The following is a 19,575-nucleotide window of genomic DNA, read 5'->3' on the forward strand; positions in this document are numbered from 1 at the left end:
GCCAGTCTGCGCCGCGAGCGCGCAGCGGTGCTCGATCGGGCGCGGCCCGATGCGCCGTTCCGGCTGCGTCTCGATCCCGGCGGCTGGATGCGGCTCCAGCATGTCGGGGGTGGGACGCTACGCCGCAGGGCCCTCGGGGGGCCTCGTGCGCATGGACGCGTCCGCATCGCCGGCGGCTCGGCACGGGCCGCAAACGCAGACGACCTGGGGGACACATCATGCGAAGCATGTTTCTGGTAGTGGTGGCCGCGCTGCCGCTCATGGCCTGCGGGGGCAGCCAGGGGCGCGGACAACAGACCTCGCCGGGGGCCGGGCACACCGGCGGAGAGACCCCCGGCGGCGCCGAAGGAATGGGATCTCCCGAGAGCGGGACGCCCGGCATGGGGACGACGCCTGGAGGGGATATGGGATCTCCGGGAGGAGGCGCCCACGGCGGGGCAGGCACGCAGGGCGGCACGCACGAGTGGGGCAGCGGCACCGGAACGCCGGGCGGCGGGACGCCGGGCGGAGCCGGCGGGACGACGGGCGGGACGCCGGGCGGAGCCGGCGGGACGCCGGGCGGGACGCCGGGCGGAGCCGGCGGGACGACGGGCGGCTCGGGCACCCACGGGGGCGGCTCTCTCACGCCGCCGAGCGGCGGTACCGGCACGCCGGGCGGCAGCGGCACCCACGGCGGCAGCGGAACCCACGGCGGCAGCGGCACCCAGGGCGGCGGCACCCGTACACCGGGCAGCGGCACCCAGGGCGGCAGCGGCACCCAGGGAGGCAGCGGCACCCAGGGCGGTACGCGCACGCCGGGCGGCGGATGACCTCGGTGAGCCGGCGCGTCCGCTAGGCCGCACGCCGCGACCCCTGTCCCGGACCGAGACGGCGTAGCGCGCTGCTCTGCGAATGGGCTCGCGCCGCACGAGGGTCGCGCCGCGATCGCGACGGCCGAGATCGCGTCGGCGGGCACGCCCTTCTCCTCCCCGACCAGCTCCACATCCTGCCATGCCGCTGCTGGCCGCCCGGTCAGGATGCTTTCATGTCGCAGAGCCTGGCGCAGCGCATGCTGCGCTACCTTCCAGGGTCGGCCTCGCGCCTGGCTGCCGACGACGTACGACCCTTGGTGCGCGCGCTGGCACGCTGGCACGCTGACACGCTGGCACCGCTGGCACGTGCGTCCGTGAACTGTTGCCGCAGTACGGCAACTGCCTGAGCGATTGCCCGAACGGATGACGATCCAGCGCGTCGACGCCGGGCGAGCAAGGGTACGCAGGCTGGTACGTGGGTTGCTCCGGTGCGTGCGCTGGGTGCTCTCAGGCCGCTCGCGTGCACGTCGCACGTCGACGCGGCTGACCACGCGAGCGTGGGGCGCAAAGCGAGGCCGGCGCGCGCCTTTCTCGATCCTGCTTGTGACGCACGCAGTCCGGACCGAGGACATTGGGCTGCTGGTAACGGCGAGGAGATTCGTATGGTTCGTATCCGGAAGATCGTGGGTCTGTTTGGGTTGGCCGTGCTCTGCGCGGCGCTTCCGTCGTTCGCGACCGACATCAAGGACTACGCTGGCGTCAACTGCATGGCGGCGGGGAGCAGCAATAGCTACAGTCTGGTAAGCAACTACTTCCTGAATACCACGAGCGCCCTCGGTATCCGCGCCGTTTGCCCTGTGGTTCGCGATCGCGTCTCGGCCAGCAACGGTCCCACGGCCACGGTGCGGGTGCACGACCCCACCTCCGCCGACCGCGTCGCGTGTAATTTCATGTCCATGAGCGGGGACGGCACGAGCCTCCACGTGACGTTCGAAGACACCACGAACGCTCAGACGGGAGACGTCACGCTGTCGCTCGGCGCGCTCACGAGCGGCACGGCCGCCCGGGACCACTACTTCATCACCTGTCTCCTACCTCAGAATGGCCGCATCTATTCGTACCGGGTCGTCGAGAACGACCAGACGGACTGAGGTGCGATCATGCGCGCGGGTGCGGTGGTACTTGCGGCGGCGCTCTCGGGCGTCGCGGTCCTGGGCGGCCTGGCCCTCGTGAGAGGAACCGAGCGCCCGAAACGAGCAGAGCTCGCTCCGGGCGCGGATCCAGGGGACGCGAGCCTCGAGCGGAAGATCGCGCAGCTCGAGCAGGAGGTGCGGGCGCTGAAGCGGGAACGTCGCCTGGCCGTGGTTCCGGGTCGAGCGGCCGATCGACCCGAGCAGGCCGGCGCCTCCGAGGCCGAGGGCGCGGCGCCCGAGCCCATCTCCGCTGCGGAGGAGGCGGCGCGCATCGAGGCGCACTACGAAGGGCTCGACGCCGCCTTCCGGGCGGAGACACGGGACGACGCCTGGGCGCGCGACACGGAGTCGGCGATCCTGACGCTCGCGCGCGAGCCTCGGTTCGAGGCGTTCTCGGTGAGGCGCGCGGACTGCGCCGCGACGCTCTGCAAGCTGGAGGTGACGGCCAGCGCCGCCGACGCGGAGGTCCCGGTGGAAGAGCTCTTCCACGCGGTTCCGCGGGACCGCATCGGCGGGGCCGCCGTGCGGCGCGTCGGCGAGCCGGTGGGCAATCGCGTCGTCGCGTACTTCGTCCGCAAGGGCCACGGCCTGCCCGTGACCGAGTAGCTCGGCCTGGTGGTGGCAAGCGCATGAGCCCTGGATCGCGTCCTTTCACGCTCGGTCGAGCCGTCGTGCGCGCCCTGCTCGTCGCGGCCGTCGTCGCCGCGATGTGGGCTTATTTCTTCATGTGGAGGACGGTGAGCATCCGCAGCCACGCGGCGGACAAGACGCTCGTCGTGTGGCTGGAGATGGATGGCTCCGCGTCCAGGCAGCTGGTGCTCGATGCCGGCGTCCGCGGCTCCACGTTCGTCTGGGGGCGCCCGTCGCGCGATACGTCGCTCGGCGTGTTCGCGCTGCAGAGCGGCGGGTCGAGCCCGATCGGCTCCTGCGGTCATCAGGGTCGGTGGTCGCCAGCGTCGGACTATATCGTCATCGTGACAGAGCCGGAGGAAGGGGAGCTGATCGCGTGGTGCGAGCGCGCCTCCACGCTGGACGCGGTGCTCTCCGTCTGGTGAGAGGCCGAGAGCCCGCGTCGTCGGGGACCCGCTGCGTCGTTCGCCGGGCGACGAGCGGTGGTCTCGTCCGGTCGAGGTTCCTAGGGGCCAGCCATTGAAGGCGACATCACGAGCTCCGATACGATAGCGACCGACCCATCATGCGCGCTCTGGCACGCGGGCACGCGGGCACGCTGGCACGCGGGCACGCGGGCACGTGCACTCGTGAACTTTTGCCGTGATGGCGGTGATGTGCTGCGCGTGTGACAGGGGCGATAGGCGATCGAGCATCAGCAATCCCCGAGCAGGGAAGGGGCGCCGGCTGGTACGTGGATTGCTCGGCCGCGCGCCGGATGTTCTCAGGGCGCTCGTGTGCGGCTCGCGCGTCAACGCGGCTAGGCGTGATTGACCGCGGCGACCGCGGGCGCGAGGCGAGGCCGGCGCGTGCATGTCGCATTCCTGTAGCGCACGCGCTCGGACCGCGGAGGTGCAATGATATCTGAAGTAACGGCTAGATCGCTCGCGAGACGACCTCGGCGAGCATCCCTTCGAGCGCTCGAGATCTTCGAGCCGCCGAGCAGGTACCGGCGAAGATATCTCCTTCTTACGAGCGCCGTCCTGATGAGCGCCATCGCGTCCGGCGCCGGCTGCAGCTCGCGCTCTCCGGAAGAGGGGCTTCACGGCACCGCGAAGCTCGCCGCGGGCTCCGAGGACCCGACCTGCGTGACGATCCAGCGCGGGACGGCCGGCGCGGTGGAGGACGCCACCATCTGGGAGACCTTCCCGACCTGGAGCGATTCGACCGTGCTCCTCCGCACGGGCACCCTGGCCGGGTTCGGCGTGCGGCACGCCGTCCTCCGCTTCGATCTCTCTCCGGTGCCCGCCGGGGCGAACGTCGTCTCGGCGACGCTGCGGCTCGAGCAGATCTTCCGGGACACCACGAGCTCGAGCACCATCAACATCCACCGGATCCTCTCGCCGTGGACCGAGTCGACGGTGACCTGGCAGAGCCTGGGGAACGGGAGCGATTTCGACCCGGCGATCGCGGCGTCGCTCCAGTCGCTGCCCGGCGTCGGGATCCGCTCGGCCGACCTGACCTCGCTCACCGCGGCGTGGCTCGCCGGCACCGTCCCGAACCACGGCGTGCTCCTGGAGGAGGCGCCGGTCCTCACCACCAGCTTCCCGAGCAGCGAGGAGCCGACGGTCAGCCGGCGGCCGAGCCTCGAGGTCTGTTACACGACCGAGTCGACCTGCACCGGTACGCTCGACGACGGCGACGCGTGCACGACCGATACGTGCGATCCGGTGCTGGGTATTGTGCATACGCCCATCTCGACCGACGACAGCGATCCGGCCACGATCGACACGTGCGATCCGGCGACCGGCGCAGTGACGCACGTGGCCTGTCCGGCGCTGGACCCGACCGTGGCCACGCGGCTGATCGACGCCGTGGCCTGCATCCACCAGGGGCCGAGCGCGCCGCAGACGGGCGTGACCGCGACGATCGACCCGGTCTCCGTGGCGGTCGTCAAGGGCAAGGTCGCGACGCGGGCGGGCGCGCCGATCTCGGGCGTGAAGGTGAGCGTGCTGCACCACGAGGCGGGGAGCGCGGCGAGCTACGGGCAGGTCCTCACGCGCGCGGACGGGGCCTTCGAGCTGGTCGTGCGCGGCGGGCAGCCGCTCACGATGAAGTACGAGAAGGCCGGCTACCTGCCGGTGCAGCGGCTGGTTGGAACGCAGTGGCAGCAGTGGTCGAAGGCGCCTGACGTGGTGCTGATCGAGAGCGACCCCGTGGTGACGCCCGTCGCGCTCGGAAGTACGACGGCGGTGCAGGCGGCCCGCGGGAGCGTGCAGTCGGACGAGAGCGGCGCGCGTCAGGCGACGTTGCTCTTCCCCCCGGGCACGACGGGAACGATGACCGTGCCGGACCCGAGCGGCCCGCCCGGGGCGACGATGACCGTGGCCCTGCCGGCCGAGGTGCACGTGCGCGCGACCGAGTACACCGTCGGCCCGAACGGGCCCGAGGCGATGCCGGGCACCCTGCCGCCGACCAGCGGATATACGTATGCCGTGGAGCTCGGGCTCGACGAGGCGGTCGCCGCGGGGGCCACGAAGGTCGAGTTCAACCAGCCGATCCCGTTCTATGTCGAGAACTTCCTGGACTTCCCGGTCGGGATGGCCGTGCCGCTCGGCTATTACGACGCGCGAAAAGGGGCGTGGGTCCCTGCGGACGATGGGCGCGTCATCGAGATCCTCGACGTGAGCGGCGGGACCGCCTCGGTGGACATCGATGGCGACGGCGTGGCCGACGACGCGGGCGAGCTCTCTGCGCTCGGGATCACCGCGGAGGAGCGGCAAGAGCTGGCCACCTTGTACGCGGCGGGGACGGCTCTCTGGCGAGTCCAGGTGGCGCACTTTACCCCGTGGGATTGCAACTGGCCGTACGGCTCGCCAGGCGATCCCGAGCCGGAGCCGCCGCCTGATCCGGGCGGAGGCGACGGCGACGGCGACGGCGGAGGCGGCGGCGACGGCGACGGCGACGGCGGTCCGGGGAGCCCCCCCGACGACCCGTGCAAGAAACCCGGCTCGATCATCGAGTGCGAGAGCCAGATCCTGGGGGAGCGCCTGCCCGTCAGCGGCACGCCCTTCAACCTGCATTACCAGAGCGATCGAACCATCGGGCGCAAGGAGAATTATCGCCTCGACATTCCGGTGACGAACTCGACCGTGGACCCGCGGCTCAAGCGGATCGAGCTCCAGATCGACGTCGCCGGAAGGACCTTTTCGCCGACCATCACCTGCCCCTGCGATCCCGACGAGAAATATACCTTCGACTGGGACGGCAGGGACGCGTTCGGGCGCCTGCTCGCGGGAAAGCAGCCGGTGGTGGTCGAGACCCGGCACGTCTATGACGGACTTTACATGGTGCCCAATGGCGGCCCGGGAGCGTCAGGATCGTCCTTCGGCAGACCGTCGGGCACGAGGATCCTCGGGAGCCGGACGCGGCAGGAGACCGCTCTGGCGCGCCGCTGGGAAGGCCTCATCGGGGCGAGCTGGAACAACGGCTCTGCGGCGCTCGGCGGCATGAGCGTCGACGTTCACCATGCCTTCGACACCCTCGGATCCATTCTCTACCTGGGCGACGGATCGCGGCGCGACAGCCGCAACATCGGGTCGGTGTTGGAGCGCATCGCCGGCGAGATCCCTCGCAGCGCGACCCCGGCCGCAGCCGCCGATGGCCTCAGCGTCGCGGCGGCCTACATCGGCCGGCCTTCGGGGCTCGCGCTCGGGTCGGACGGGACCATCTATTATTCCGACCAGATGAACTACCGGGTCCGGAAGATATCTCCGGACGGGATCGTCACCACCGTCGCCGGCGTCAACGGCGTGAGCGGCTACAATGGCGACAACCGCGCTGCCACGACGGCGAGGCTGAACAATCCAGGCGCCATCGCGCTCGCGCCGGACGGCAGCCTCTACATCCGCGAACCCGGCCGCGTCCGGCGGGTGGCTCCCGACGGGACCATCACCACCGTCGCTGGAAATGGCGATACAAGCATCACGACGGCGGAGGATGTCCCCGCCACCTCGGGCGCAGTCGGTGGGTATATCGAGCTCATCGCCTTGGCTCAGGACGGCAGCCTTTACACCGTTTCGGGCAGGCGCATTCGCAAGGTGGACCCCGACGGGATCATCACCACGGTGGCAGGCACCGGAGCGCAAGCATACTCCGGGGACGGCGGCCCGGCGCTGCAGGCCTCGTTCTGCGACATCCAGGGTCTAGCGATCGGGCCGGATGGCAGCCTCTACGTCGCTGAGGCCTCGGGCAACCTCGGAACCGAAGGTCCTGGCTGCCGGAACAGCATCCGGCGCATCGACGCGAACGGCATCATCACCACGATCGCGGGCGGGAACTGGAGTGGACCCACGACGGACGGGACGCCGGCGATGGACGCCTGGATCGGGATCCCCCGCAGCCTCACGCTCGGCCCCGATGGGAGCATCTATTTCGGTGTGCTGGCTTCCTTGGGCCCAACGAACGGCTCGCCAGTCGTCCGCCGCATCTCACCGAGCGGCCTCATGTACACCGTCGTCGGGAGCACTGCCTCCCGCACTGCCACCGATCCTTGTCGCATCAAGCATTGCAATCTCGGCGCTCCGGCGACCGTCGCCGCGATCCTCATGCCCGAGGCGCTTCTGGTATCGCCGGACGGGAGCCTCCTGATCGCCGACTCCCACCACGATGACAGCGGGCTCATCGCCCGCGTCGGCGCGCCGCTCCCGGGGCTCTCGACGAGCAACGTCGCTGTGGCCAGCAAGGACGGGTCCGAGCTCTACGTGTTCACCGACAAGGGGCGGCACCTCTCCACGCTCGACACGCTCCTCGGCGTGACGCGCTACCAGTTCGGCTATGACGCCGGAGGGAGGTTGACGACGATCACCGACGTCGACAACCAAGTGACACAGATCGTGCGCGACGCGAGCGGCGCGCCGACCAGCATCGCGGCGCCGACCGGGCAGATCACCACGCTCGCGCTGGACGCGGAGGGCTTGCTCTGGACGCTGACGAGCGCCGCGAACGAGACGACGACGCTCGAATACTACCCGAACAACGGCCTCCTCCGATCCTTGCGCGATCCGCTGAATCGACTCCATGAGTTCGAGTACGACGCGGACGGGCGCCTCACGAGCGATTCCGATCCGGCGGGCGGCTTCAAGGCGCTGAGCAAGACGGGGACGAAGACGAACTACCAGGTCACGATCGCAACGGCGGAGGGGCGGACGGAGGCGTACGGGATCGAGAAGCTCTCCGGCGGTGGCGAGCGGCGCACGCACACCGGCGCGGACGGCCTCACGACCGTGGTGCAAACCGCGACGAGCGGCGCCCAGACGATCACGAGCCCCGACGGCGTCGTGATCTCCGTCGAGGTCAAGGGGGACTCGCGCTTCGGTATGCAGTCGTCGTTCGTCAGCAGCGAGATCACGACGACCCCCCTTGGACGAACAAAGCAGATCACCAGGTCGCGCTCGGCGACCCTCTCGGATCCGCGTGATGCGCTAACCGTGAGTTCGACGACCGAGACCCTGACGATCAACGGGCATACGTTCTCCCAGGTATTCAACAAGGCCGCGAGGACGATCCTGTCCACATCCCCGGTCGGGCGACACTCGACCCTCTGGCTCACGGACCGAGGGCGGCCGGAGCGCGTCGAGATGCCGGGGATCTTGCCGATCGAGCTGACGTACCACGCAGACGGCCGGCTGCACACGCGCTCTCAGGGCGCCAGGACCTGGACCTACACGTACGAAGACAACGGCTGGCTCACGACGGAGCTCGACCCTTTGAACAATCTCGTCTCGTACCTTCACGATCCGGTCGGCCGCGTCACGCAGGTGACGAGTGCGGACGGCGAGGAGATCGGGAAAAGCTACCATCCTGGCGGGCGCTTGCACACGGTGACGCCTCCCGATCGATCCGCTCACACATTCAGCTACACTCCAGCAGACCTGCTGGATGCCTACCTGGCTCCGGACATCGGAGCGGCTCCGAGGACGGTGGCCTGGTCCTACGACCTGGACCGGCTGCTCACGGGCTTGTCCCGCGCCGGGGAGCCCGCGACAACCTACGTCCGGGACACGTCGACTGGGCGTCTCAGTCAGATGAACCTCCCGTTGGGGATGGGCACGGTCGTCACCGGGTACAGCCCGACGACTGGCAACCTCACAAGCTTGAGCGGCCCCGCGGGCATATCGCTCGCCTATGGCTACGACGGCGCGCTGCTGACGAGCCGGACGTGGACAGGCGCCGGGTTCGGGAGCGGCTCGCGCAGCGTGCAGTGGATCTTCAACAACGACTTCCGCGTCAGCAGCGAGACGGTGAACGGCGGCGCTCCGGTGAGCTTTGGGTACGACGCCGACGGCGCCTTGAACCAGGCCGGCGGCCTCACGGTGCACCGTCACCCCCTGAACGGGCTGTACACGGGGAGCACGATCGGCGTCGTCAGCGAGACGGTCACCCCCGATGCCTACGGCGCCACGGGGACGCACGTGGCGCAGGCGAACGGCGCAGCGATGTACGAGGCGACGTACGTGCGCGACGCGCTGGGCCGTATCGAGAGCAAGACAGAGGCGATCCGGGGCGTGACGCATACGTACGCGTATGTCTACGACCTCGCCGGCCGTCTCTCTGACGTGCACCGCGACGGCGTGCTCGCCGCCCACTACGACTACGACTCCAACGGGAATCGTTTGGCGCGGACGTCGTCGTCAGGGACAGAGGGAGGCACGTACGATGGCCAGGACCGCCTCGTGAGCTACGGGTCCAGGACGTACCACATGAGCCCGGCCGGCGACATCGCGAGCGTGACCGACACGCCCACGGGAGACACGACGGCGTTCACGTACGACGCGCGCGGGAACCTGCGGCACGTCGAGCTCCCGGATGGTACGCAGATCGACTACTTGGTCGACGGCGAGAACCATCGTGTCTGGAAGCAGAGAAACGGGGTGATGGTGCAAGGGTTCCTCTATCGAGGCGAGCTCCAGCCGGTGGCGGAGCTCGACGGCGCTGGAGACGTGCAGGCACGCTTCATCTATGGTCGAGATCGGAATGTCCCCGACGTCATGATCAAGGGTGGCTCGGCGTACCGCATCGTGACGGATCACCTCGGCAGCCCGCGGCTCGTGGTGGACGCGGCGACCGGCGAGGTGGCTCAGCAGATGGATTTCGACGAGTTCGGCCGCGTGCTCGTGGACACGAGCCCGGGGTTCCAGCCCTTCGGCTTCGCCGGTGGGCTCTACGATCGCGACACCGGGCTCGTCCGCTTCGGCGCGCGCGACTACGATCCCGAGACGGGGCGCTGGACGGCAAAGGATCCTATCCTGTTCGACGGCGGCAGCCCGAACGTGTATGAGTACGTCAAGAGCGACCCGGTAAACCATCGCGACCCCTCAGGGTTGACCGTGTACCAATGCGAGGCGCCGGCCGTCACGTTTGGCCCCCTTGGGGAATACATGCCTTATCACACGTGGGTATGCACCGATGACATATGCGCCGGCCTCAGCGGCGCGCCGTGGGCCACTGAAGTCGCGATTCACAGCGAAGACATCGTCGAAGACCTCTATCCAGACTCCAGATGCCACGAGATCCCTTCCGCCGACGAGGAATGCGTGACCCGACTCTTGCGGGAGGACGTCGCGGCGGGCGACACCCAGGGCATCTTCGCGCCGTGGAACAATTGTCAGGTGTATGCAAACGACGTCATATTCGCCTGCTTCAACTAGGCTTACCGCTGTTCTATGCTGAGCCTACTCTGGCCTATTCCGATCGGGATCGCGGTCGTGGCCGGGCTCCGGCTCCTGCGGCGATCCTGGGATCCGACGTACCGTTTCCGAGCGGTATCGTGGGTGTTCGCGGCGGTCGTCGGCGTTGCGCTTAGCTACGCGCCGCTCTCCCACGAGGACAAGCTGGCTGTGGGTCTGCCGTTCCCGATCGCGTACAGCTCTCAGCACCACGGGTTCCGCGAGCTGGCCTCGCTGGGCCCGATAGGCCTGCTGTCCGTTGTCGGGAACGCGCTGTTCGCGCGGGAGATCTGGTGGCTCGTCTCTCGCGGGAGACGGGCAGCCAAGGGGCGCCGCCAGGACGCGCCGGCGTCGCGTCGTTCGCCGGGCCCGCGGCGCTCTCGTCGGGTCGACTCAGCGCACGAGGATTGAATCAGCGCCTCGCCCCGCGCGCCCCCGGGAGCGCGCGGACGAGGCGTCTGCGCAGCTCACCTCGTCGCGATCCGGAGGCGGAGAGCCGGGCGCCCGCCTCGACAGCGGCGCCCTCCGCCCTGCCCCCCTCAAGCGAACGCGTTGCGCCGCACGATGGTCGCGTCGCGGTCCGCGCCGACCGACACCACGTCGACCGGCACCCCCGTCTCCTTCTCGACAAGCTCCACGTACTGCCGCGCCGCCGCCGGCAGCTCGGTCATCGAGCGGGCGGCGTCGATCGGCTCGCTCCACTCGGCCACCGGCTCGAGCACCGGCTGCGCCGTCGCGATCTCGTCGATCGGGAACTCCCGCGTCCGCCCCGACGGCGTGTCGTAGGCGACGCACACCTTGAGCTCCGGCATGCCCGTCAGCACGTCGAGCTTCGTCAGCGCGATGCCGTCGAGGCCGTTCACGCGCGCCGCGTAGCGCAGCGCCGGCAGGTCGAGCCAGCCGGTCCGCCGCGGGCGCCCGGTCACCGAGCCGTACTCCCCGCCGACCGACCGCAGCCGCTCGCCGAGCGGGCCGCCGAGCTCCGTGGGGAACGGGCCCTCGCCCACGCGCGTGCAGTACGCCTTCGCCAGACCGAGCACCCGGCGGATGCGCGTCGGGCCGACCCCGGCGCCCACGCACGCGCCGCCCGCGATCGCCGACGACGACGTGACGAACGGGAACGTGCCGTGGTCGATGTCGAGCAGCGTCCCCTGCGCCCCCTCGAGGAGCACGCGCTCGCCGCGGCGGAGCGCCCCGTCGATGAGCTGCGACGTGTCCGCGAGCAGCGGCGTGATGCGCTTCGCCAGCGGGGTGAGCTCGTCGATGATCGCGTCGAGCGACGGCGGCTCGCCGCCGAGCGCGCGCAACGTCGGCGTCCACGCCTCGAGCGACCGCGAGACCAGCTGCGCCAGCCGCTTCATGTCGCGCAGGTCGCCGAGCCGCGCCCCGCGCCGGGACGCCTTGTCCTCGTAGCACGGGCCGATGCCGCGCTTCGTCGTCCCGAGCCGCGTCCCGTCCGCCGCCGCCGCCTCGCGGAGCGAGTCGACGAGCGGATGGTACGGCAGGATCAGGTGCGCGCGATCCGACACGAACAGCCGCCCCTGCGTCGAGCAGCCCCGCGCCTCGACCGCGTCGATCTCGGAGACGAGCACCCCCGGGTCGACCACCATGCCCTGCGCCATCACGCACCGGGCGTTCGCGCGGAGGATTCCGCTCGGGATGAGCCGTACGATCAGCTTCTCCCCGCCCACCACCAGCGTGTGTCCGGCGTTGGGCCCGCCGGCGTAGCGCACCACGAGGTCGGCGCTCTCCGTATAAAGGTCGACGACTTTACCCTTGCCCTCGTCGCCCCACTGCGCGCCGACGATCACGATCGCGGTCATTCCGAAGCTCCTCCCGAATCACCTGGCCCGTCCTCGGCCCGCTCGTCCCTCCGAGCGGCTCCGTCCGGGTCCACGTCCGCCTTTACCCCAGGCTCGCGTGCCGAGCGAGCGTCTACTTGCCGCCCGGACGCCGCCCCCCCGTCTTCAGCACGATCGCCTGGGCGGCCGCGGCGTCGTCGAGGCCCGCCGGGACGACGCCCGCCTCGATTCCCCCGCCGCCGGCCGCCGCCTCGACCACGAGCGCCCCGTCCCGCTCGCGCACCAGGTGCGAGAACCGCCAGGACAGCGCGTACCCCTCCGGATCCTGGTCCGGCGCGTGCGTCACGACCGGGACGCCGAGCCCCCGCAGCGCCGCCGCGAGCGGCTCGGCGCGCTCCGCCCGCATCGCGAGGAGCACCCGCAGCGCCGGCTCGTCCGCGGCGCCCGCCACGTCGCGCGCCCACGCCACCGCGTCGAGGTTCAGGCCGAAGCCGACGGCCGGCATCGGCAGCCCGAACCGCGAGAGCAGCATGTCGTAGCGCCCGCCCGCCGCGATCGGCTCCCCGGGTCCGTCGGCGAGCACGTGGAAAATTGCGCCCGTGTAGTAGGCGAGGCCGCGGAGCTCGCCGAGGTCGACGCGGAGCGCCGGGCCGAGCTCCGGGCTCTTCCGCGCCGCGTCCCAGAGCGCGCGCAGCTCGGCGAGCGGCGCCTCGGCGGGCGTGCCGGCGAGGAGGCGGCCGGCGCGCTCGAAGACAAGGGCGCCGTCCGGGTCGGCCTCGCCGCCGCCCGCGAGGTCGGGGAGCGCGGCGATGGCGGCGACGATGCGGCGCGGGACGTCGGTCGCCCGCGGGCTGGCGAGCACGGCGGCGAGGCGCGACGCGTCCTTGAGCTCGAGCACCTCGGAGAGCTCGGCCGCGAGCCCTGCCGGGACCGCGTCGAGCAACGCGCGCGCGATCATCGCGTGGCCGAGGTCCACCACGACGTGCTCGAGGCCGGCCTCCCGCACCGCGGAGGCGGCGAGGCGGAGGATCTCCAGGTCGCCGTCGAGCGTGCCGACGCCGTACAGCTCGACGCCGGCCTGCGGGATCTGCCGGTGGCGCCGCGCGCGGCCCTGGCGCCGCCTGAGGACGGTGCCCTCGTAGCAGAGGCGGATCGGGCGGGGCGCGTCGGCGAGCCGCGTGGCCACGAGCCGGGCGATCTGCGGGGTCATGTCCGGGCGCAGCGCGGCGACCTCGCCCGACTCGGGCTCGATGAAGCGCAGCACGTCCGCGGCGTCGAGGGTGCCGAGGCCGCGCTCGAGCACCTCGGCGAACTCGAACGCGGGCAGCGAGACCGGCTCGTAGCCGTACAGGACGAAGTGATCGAGCACGCGCTTCGCGAGCGCGCGACGGCGCCGCGCCTCCTCCGGGAGGAGATCGCGCATGCCGGCGGGCAGCGGGTGCGCAAGCGCGCGCGGCGGCGCGGACACGGACGGCGCTGGCCGGTCCACTTCGGGCGTCGGAGCGTGGCGGTCTTCCCCTCGGGGGGCATCCCATCGCGGAGCGTCGCTGGACATGGTGGCCCCGCTTATACCGGCTGAGCACGCGGTGCGCACGCGGCGCGCACGTCCGTTGAGCTTGCCGTGGCAAGCGGTTTGCTCATCGGAGCGCACCACCGGGCCCGTGGGCCGGAAGCGCACGCGGCGCCCTCGACGGAGAGATGGCTCATGGCTCTGACCGCCGTTCCGACCGATGTTCCGAGCGCCAGCACGAGGCCCGAGACTCCTCTGGCGCCGTGCGGTCTCACCCCGCCGGGCGCGGTCGGTCCGCGTCCGGCGCCGCGGGCCGCGAGCGCGGGCCCGCTGGCCGAGGTGATCGGCAGGGCGAAGGAGGGGGACCGGGAGTCGCTCGACGAGCTCACGCGGCTCATCCGCCCGCACGTGGAGCGGCAGCTCGCGCGCTACCCGGTGTCCGATGAGGATCGTCTCGACCTCGTGCAGTCGACGCTGCTGCAGGTGGTGCGGACGATCCGCTCGTTTCGCGGCGACTCGAGCTTCACGACGTGGCTGTTCCGGGTGACGGCGAACGAGGCGCTCATGCTGATGCGGTCGCAGCGGCGGCAGCGCGCGCGCATCGTCGAGGGGCTCGACTTCGAGGAGCTCGGCCTGCTCCCGACGATGCGCAGCACGATCGGCGAGGACGACGCCGCGTCGGCGGCGGAGCGGGAGGCGTACGTCCGCGAGGCGCTCTGCGAGTTGCCGGAGGACTACCGCGACGTGGTGCTGGCGCACTACCACGAGGATCTCGGTCTGCAGGAGATCGCGCAGAAGCTCGCGGTGAGCGAGAGCGCCGTGCGATCGCGGCTCCACCGCGCGCGCGTGCGGCTGCGCGCGATCCTCAACGCGACCGCGTTCGGCCGGGAGATCGCCGAGGGCGTCGCGGCCTGAGGGCGGCGTGGACGGAAAGGCCGCGCGCGGCCTGAGGGGCGGCGCGGGCGGAAAGGCCGCGCGCGGCCTGAGGGGCGGCGCGGGCGGAAAGGCCGCGCGCGACGCTAGCGCAGGACGGAGATCCGGGCGGTCGCGTCGCGCCAGCGGCGGAGGACGTCCCAGAGCTCGTCCAGCGTGCGGAGGACCACATCGGGGTGGGCGCTGAGCAGCTCCTGCTCCGAGGCGAAGCCGCCGAGGACGGCGATCGACCGCGCGCCTGCGCGGCGCGCGCACTCGATGTCCTGGGGGCCGTCGCCGACCATCACCATCCTGCGCGGCTGGACGCCGAGGAGCTCCGCGAGGTGGAGCAGCGGCGCGGGCGACGGCTTCTTGTCGGCGACGTCGCCGCCGGCGACCACGGCGTGGAACCGCGCGCCGACGCCGAGCGCGGCGAGCACCGCGTCGGTGGTCGAGCGCGGCTTGTTGGTGCAGACGCAGAGCGAGAGATCGCCGATGTCCGAGAGCTTCTCGATGATGTCCTGCGCGCCCGGCATCCAGCGCGTGAAATCGAGCGGGTGCCGCTCGTAGTAGGCGAGGAAGTGCCGGAGGACCTCGTCGACGTCGTCGGACGACTCGGAGAGCCTGGCCGCGCGCGCGCACAGCGCGCGGGCGCCGTCGCCCACGTACCGGACGATCACCTGCCCCGGCAGCGGCGCGCGCCCGGTCGCCTCCAGCGCATGGTTCACCGCCGCCACGATGTCGCCTCGGCTGTCGATCAGCGTGCCGTCGAGATCGAACACGACCGCTGTAGGAGCCATCATCGCCCCGGAGCCTACGCCGGCGCCCTCGCTGACGGAAGGTGTGGCGAGCACCGAGGTCACAGCTCCGGGGAGTGAAATGTGGCGGGACGATTCGAGCGCAGCTGCCACGCTACGGCTGAGCTCGCGAGGGGGGCCGCGCGGCTCCGGGGCTCAGGGGCCCCAGCCCTGGCGCGCCTTGATCCGGGCGAGCAGCGCCGAGAGCCCCGCCGCGTCCAGCGCCGCCATCTCCTGCCGCCGCGCCTCGGTCAGCGCGATCCCCAGCACCTCGCAGAGGGCCTCGATGCCCTGCCGGAGTCCCTCCTCCTGCCCCTCCCTCCGACCTTCCGTCCGCGCCAGCGAGAGGGCCCCTCGCTCGTCCTGGAGCGCCATGCCCGCCCGGAGGTAGGCGTCCCACTCCTCCTCGGTGAAGCCAGCGGTCCTCGCGGCCTCGAGCGCGTCGACATAGGGCGGCTGCGCGAGCACCTCGGGGACCATGGTCAGGTTCTCCGCTTCGCGGAAGAAGTAGGCCCACCTCTCCACGACCGTCTGCGGCGGCCGGCTCACATCGTACTTGGGCAGCTCGAGGAACACGAACTGGAGCTGCCCGAGACCCCTCTCGCCGCCGTGCTGTTCCTGCATGCGCCAGCGGCTCAGCATCGGAACGCGGCGGCCCTCGCCGCTCGGCCAGAGCTCGAAGTCGCAGATCGTGATCCCGATGATGTCGTTGAGCTCGGGGTAGAGCTGGCCCCGGCCGAGCTGGCCGACATAGGCCTTCGCGACGTTGTACACGACGCGCTTCTCGAAGCCCTCCACGTTGAGCACCTGCATCTCGACCACGTACGTGACCCCGCGCGCATCGCGGCATTTGACGTCGACGATCGAGTGCTTGAGCTCGGCGACCGCGGGGCGCTGCTCCGGGGCGAGCAGCTCGACCGACACGATGCGGTGCGGCCCGTCCAGCTCGAGCAGCCCGTTCAGGAGCGCGACGATCAGGTCCTTCTGCTCCTCGCTGCCGAACAGCCTCTTGAACACGAAGTCGGTCTTGGGATCGGCGAAGACGGGTCGCGCCATCGGGCACCTCGGGCCGGCCGCGCCGCGGGGCACGCCGGCGGCGAAGGATACCGCGTCCTCCCGAGCCCGGAAGCGGGTCGCACGGGCCTTGGGCCGGCGCCACGTGGGGGCGTAGACTGCCAGGCACCATGGACGGTGCGGCACGCCTGCTCGCGTGGTTCCACGACGCCCTCGCGCGCCACCAGCCGGACGACGCGGCCTCGTTCACGGAGGCGCAGGCGCGCTTCACCGCGGTGCTGAAGGGCCTGATCGCGGTGGAGCGCGGCGGCGGGATGCTGTTCGGGATGGTCCTCGGCGGCGAGCACGTCGACGCGCTCGTGCGCGCGGCGCTCCCGGCGCTCGCGGAGGCGGCGCAGGCCTTCCGCGCGCACTTCGAGCGGCGCTACGGCGAGCGCGGCCGCAAGGAGGTCGCCCGCATCGCCGCCGACCTCCGCTACGCCCCGTTCCTCGACCGCGGCCCCCTCCGCGCCGACCCGGCCGTCGACGAGGCGCTCGCGCAGCTCATCGACGCTTGCCTCGACCCGCGCCGCGCCGCGCCCGGCGCGGGCGGGCGGGGCGCGGCGCCCGCGGACGACCGGCTGGACGACACCCTCCGCAGCGCCCTCGTGCGGGGCAGCTTCGCCTCCTCCGCGCCGCGCGCCGGCTGGTCCGTCGCGGTGAAGACCCCCTCTCCGGATCGCCGGCGCGAGGTGGCCGAGGTCGAGGCCCAGCGCGGGGCGCTCCACCCGCAGATCGAGGCGCTCTATGCCGCCATCGACGGCCTCGCCCTCCTCGACGCTGGTATTGCGCCCTCCCGGGTGCCGTGGCCCGCGGCGCTCCCGCCGGCGGCGATCGTCGTCCTGTCGCCGCTCGCGTGGGGGACCGTCCTCCGCAAATCGAGCTCGTCGAGCAGGATGGGAGCGATGGAGCTCCTCACGCTCGCCCGGCTGCCGGGGCACATCGTGCACACGGAGTCCGACCGCGGCGTCGAGATCGAGCACACGGTGGCGATGTACCTCGCGGTCCGCGCGGGGACCGCGGAGATCTACCTGACCGCCGGCGACTACGCCTCTCCAGCGCACTTGCTCGCGCCCGATCTCGTGACCTTCCTGCGCGCGCTCCGCGGCGCGGCGCCGCGCCTCGACGGCGTCCTCGTGGCCCTCTCGGAGGTGCTCGGCGGCGGCGCGTCGGCCCTCGCGGAGGTGCTCGGCGGCCGCGCGCCGGCCGGCGGGTGAGCCGGCCGCGCGCCCTCGCGGCGCCGCGGTCGGACAGGGCGCCGGCAGATCCGTTATCGTGCAGGGGCGCCATGACGATCGACGCCGCCCCTGACGCGCCCATCCCGTCGGTGCTGCCGAAGCTCGACGAGATCCGGCAGCGCATGGCCTCGCACACCGACCGGCAGGACGAGCGGCGGATCCTGGAGATCCTCGCCGGAGCGACCGCCGCCGAGCTCGACGAGCTGCTCGTCCTGCTCGATCTGCCCGCGTTGCTCGGCGACATGGACGATCGCCTCCTCGGCCCCGACAACCGCACCGCGCTGCTCGATCTCTTGACCGCCGAGCGCCTCGGCGACCTCGGCGTCCCGGCGCGCGCCGCGCTCGCCTCGGCGCTGCAGCGCGGCCGCACGGGCCGCCGCGACGAGCAGGCGCTGCGCCGCCTCTGGCTCGGCACGCGCGGCGCCGACCTCACGCGGCTCAAGAACGCGCTCGACGGCCGAGGCCGCTACCACGACCTCCACCAGCTCTTTTATCACGACATCGACGACGACGACCTGCGCGAGGAGCTCCTCGCGCACGTCGCGGCCGAGGCCGTCCCGACGGGCGAGGTGAAGATCCTCTCCGACATCGACGACACCTTCTATGCGAACTGGAAAGACGCGCGGTATCCGAAGAAGACCGTCTATCCCGGCGTCCTCCAGTTCTACGCGGAGCTCGACCGCGGGCCGGGCCCGGAGCCCGGGCGGGCCGGCGACCTGACCTTCGTCACGGCCCGCCCCGGCGACCGCCTCGGCCTCGTCGAGGACGCGACGCTGAGGGCGCTCGCCGCGCGCGGCCAGCTCGCCGCGACCGTGCTCGCGGGCTCGTTCACGCGACTCATCGGCAATCGCGCGATCGCGGAGAAGAAGCTCGAGAACTTCCTGGAATACCGGCGGCTGTATCCCGAATACGGCTTCGTCTTCGTCGGCGACAGCGGGCAGGGCGACATCCATTTCGGCCAGCGGATGCTCGAGCTCGCGCCGGAGTCGGTCCAGGCGATCTTCATCCACGACGTCGTCGCGACGCCCGAGCGCGCGCGGCAGGAGCTCGCGGTGGGCGGGGTGCACCTGTTCGACACGTACGTCGGCGCCGCCGCCGTGGCGCTCGAGCGCGGCCTCCTCGGCCCCGAGGGCGCGGCGCGCGTGGCCGAGGCCGCGCTCGAGGCGTTCGCCGCGATCCCGTTCCCGTCGCACGAGGGCCGCGAGCCGTGCCGACTCGAGGTGATGCGCGACGTCGCGCGGCTGAACGAGCTCCTGCCGCCGTCGCTGCGGATAGCGACGAGCCCGTGAGCCGCGCTCCGAGGGATTCGAGCTCGACGCGAGGAGGGAAGACGGCGATGTCGTCCTCCTCGAGGTGAACGATCAGGGGAGGTTGAAGAACTCCTGACAGCAGCCCTTCCTCACCCCGCACCAGTCGGGTAGGGGTTCTTCACAGGTCCCGACCTCCACGCTGTTGACGAGGCAGACGCACGTCGTCGTGCCGCCAGCGGGCGTCTCGCACCGCATCTCGTGCCGCTGGCCCAGGCACGTGGCCTCGCACGAGCACGTCGTCTCGCCGTCCACGCCGCCTCCGCCGGAGCACAGCTCGCCGCCGGCGCATCCGTGCGTCTCCATGCACGTCTGCACCTCGGCCATCTGCTCCTGGCACGAGGGGGGCACGTCGCGCGGACACGTGGAAGCGTAGGACAGGGCGCACGTGAAGAGCACGGCGGCCTTGTCCTCGCACAAGGCACCAGCGTCCTCCATCACCTCGTCGCAGAAGTCCTCGCAGTCCGACTCCGCATCTTCGCAGCCGTTCGCGTTGACCGCGTTGCAGTAATTCATGCACGCCTGCCGGGCGTCCAGGCCGTTTGCGCCGCCGCCACCCGAACCCGCAGGCTCCTTGTCGTCATCGACGGAGCCGCACGCCGCGAGCAGGCCCAGCGCGCCCACGCACAGCGTCAT

Annotated in this window: 14 protein-coding genes; 9 read left to right on the plus strand and 5 right to left on the minus strand. The window is 71.5% G+C overall.

The annotated features are described in order from the left end of the window. Positions 1 to 227: 227 nt before the first annotated feature. The 6 genes from WME83_RS50420 (at position 228) to WME83_RS50445 (ending at position 10,731) form a co-directional block, all read left to right on the plus strand. Complete coding sequence (locus WME83_RS50420) at positions 228 to 809, plus strand: hypothetical protein (protein ID WP_437316857.1); 582 nt, start codon at positions 228 to 230, stop codon at positions 807 to 809. Between the two features lie 644 nt (positions 810 to 1,453). After that, a complete protein-coding gene (locus tag WME83_RS50425) occupies positions 1,454 to 1,942 on the plus strand; it encodes a hypothetical protein (protein ID WP_437316858.1) in 489 nt (162 codons plus the stop codon). A 9-nt stretch (positions 1,943 to 1,951) separates the two neighbouring features. Then, positions 1,952 to 2,590, plus strand: coding sequence for a hypothetical protein (locus WME83_RS50430; RefSeq protein ID WP_437316859.1), 639 nt, complete (start codon positions 1,952 to 1,954; stop codon positions 2,588 to 2,590). A gap of 23 nt (positions 2,591 to 2,613) precedes the next feature. Then, the gene (locus WME83_RS50435) at positions 2,614 to 3,039 is read left to right on the plus strand and encodes a hypothetical protein (protein WP_437316860.1); all 426 of its coding nucleotides are present in this window, start codon (positions 2,614 to 2,616) and stop codon (positions 3,037 to 3,039) included. Between the two features lie 600 nt (positions 3,040 to 3,639). Further along, positions 3,640 to 10,302 (plus strand): DNRLRE domain-containing protein, encoded by a 6,663-nt coding sequence (locus WME83_RS50440; RefSeq protein ID WP_437316861.1) that lies wholly within the window; start codon positions 3,640 to 3,642, stop codon positions 10,300 to 10,302. A 15-nt stretch (positions 10,303 to 10,317) separates the two neighbouring features. Further along, positions 10,318 to 10,731, plus strand: a complete 414-nt coding sequence (locus WME83_RS50445) for a hypothetical protein (RefSeq protein ID WP_437316862.1) — start codon at positions 10,318 to 10,320, stop codon at positions 10,729 to 10,731. A gap of 128 nt (positions 10,732 to 10,859) precedes the next feature. On the opposite strand, the gene WME83_RS50450 is transcribed toward WME83_RS50445, so the two are convergent. Next, the gene (locus WME83_RS50450) at positions 10,860 to 12,143 is read right to left on the minus strand and encodes an adenylosuccinate synthase (protein ID WP_437316863.1); all 1,284 of its coding nucleotides are present in this window, start codon (positions 12,141 to 12,143) and stop codon (positions 10,860 to 10,862) included. A 112-nt stretch (positions 12,144 to 12,255) separates the two neighbouring features. After that, entirely contained in the window at positions 12,256 to 13,545 is a 1,290-nt protein-coding gene (locus WME83_RS50455; RefSeq protein ID WP_437316864.1) for an ATP phosphoribosyltransferase regulatory subunit, read from the minus strand. A gap of 282 nt (positions 13,546 to 13,827) precedes the next feature. On the opposite strand from WME83_RS50455, the gene WME83_RS50460 reads away from it, so the two are divergent. Beyond that, complete coding sequence (locus tag WME83_RS50460) at positions 13,828 to 14,547, plus strand: RNA polymerase sigma factor (protein ID WP_437316865.1); 720 nt, start codon at positions 13,828 to 13,830, stop codon at positions 14,545 to 14,547. 104 nt (positions 14,548 to 14,651) lie between these two features. On the opposite strand, the gene WME83_RS50465 is transcribed toward WME83_RS50460, so the two are convergent. Both WME83_RS50465 and WME83_RS50470 read right to left on the minus strand, forming a co-directional pair. Continuing rightward, positions 14,652 to 15,347: an HAD family hydrolase gene (locus tag WME83_RS50465; RefSeq protein WP_437316866.1), complete on the minus strand. Its 696-nt coding sequence runs from the start codon at positions 15,345 to 15,347 to the stop codon at positions 14,652 to 14,654. Between the two features lie 150 nt (positions 15,348 to 15,497). Beyond that, the gene (locus WME83_RS50470; RefSeq protein ID WP_437316867.1) at positions 15,498 to 16,397 is read right to left on the minus strand and encodes an Rpn family recombination-promoting nuclease/putative transposase; all 900 of its coding nucleotides are present in this window, start codon (positions 16,395 to 16,397) and stop codon (positions 15,498 to 15,500) included. 128 nt (positions 16,398 to 16,525) lie between these two features. Between WME83_RS50470 and WME83_RS50475 the strand changes: the two genes are divergently transcribed. Next, the gene (locus WME83_RS50475) at positions 16,526 to 17,611 is read left to right on the plus strand and encodes a hypothetical protein (protein WP_437316868.1); all 1,086 of its coding nucleotides are present in this window, start codon (positions 16,526 to 16,528) and stop codon (positions 17,609 to 17,611) included. A gap of 71 nt (positions 17,612 to 17,682) precedes the next feature. Further along, positions 17,683 to 18,921: a phosphatase domain-containing protein gene (locus tag WME83_RS50480; RefSeq protein ID WP_437316869.1), complete on the plus strand. Its 1,239-nt coding sequence runs from the start codon at positions 17,683 to 17,685 to the stop codon at positions 18,919 to 18,921. Between the two features lie 72 nt (positions 18,922 to 18,993). Here WME83_RS50480 and WME83_RS50485 read toward each other — a convergent pair whose 3' ends face one another. After that, positions 18,994 to 19,575 carry a hypothetical protein gene (locus WME83_RS50485; RefSeq protein ID WP_437316870.1) on the minus strand — a complete coding sequence of 194 codons (582 nt, stop codon included), beginning with the start codon at positions 19,573 to 19,575 and terminating at the stop codon, positions 18,994 to 18,996.

It is taken from the genome of Sorangium sp. So ce385, from assembly GCF_051474135.1.
Lineage (GTDB): Bacteria > Myxococcota_A > Polyangia > Polyangiales > Polyangiaceae > Sorangium > Sorangium cellulosum_D.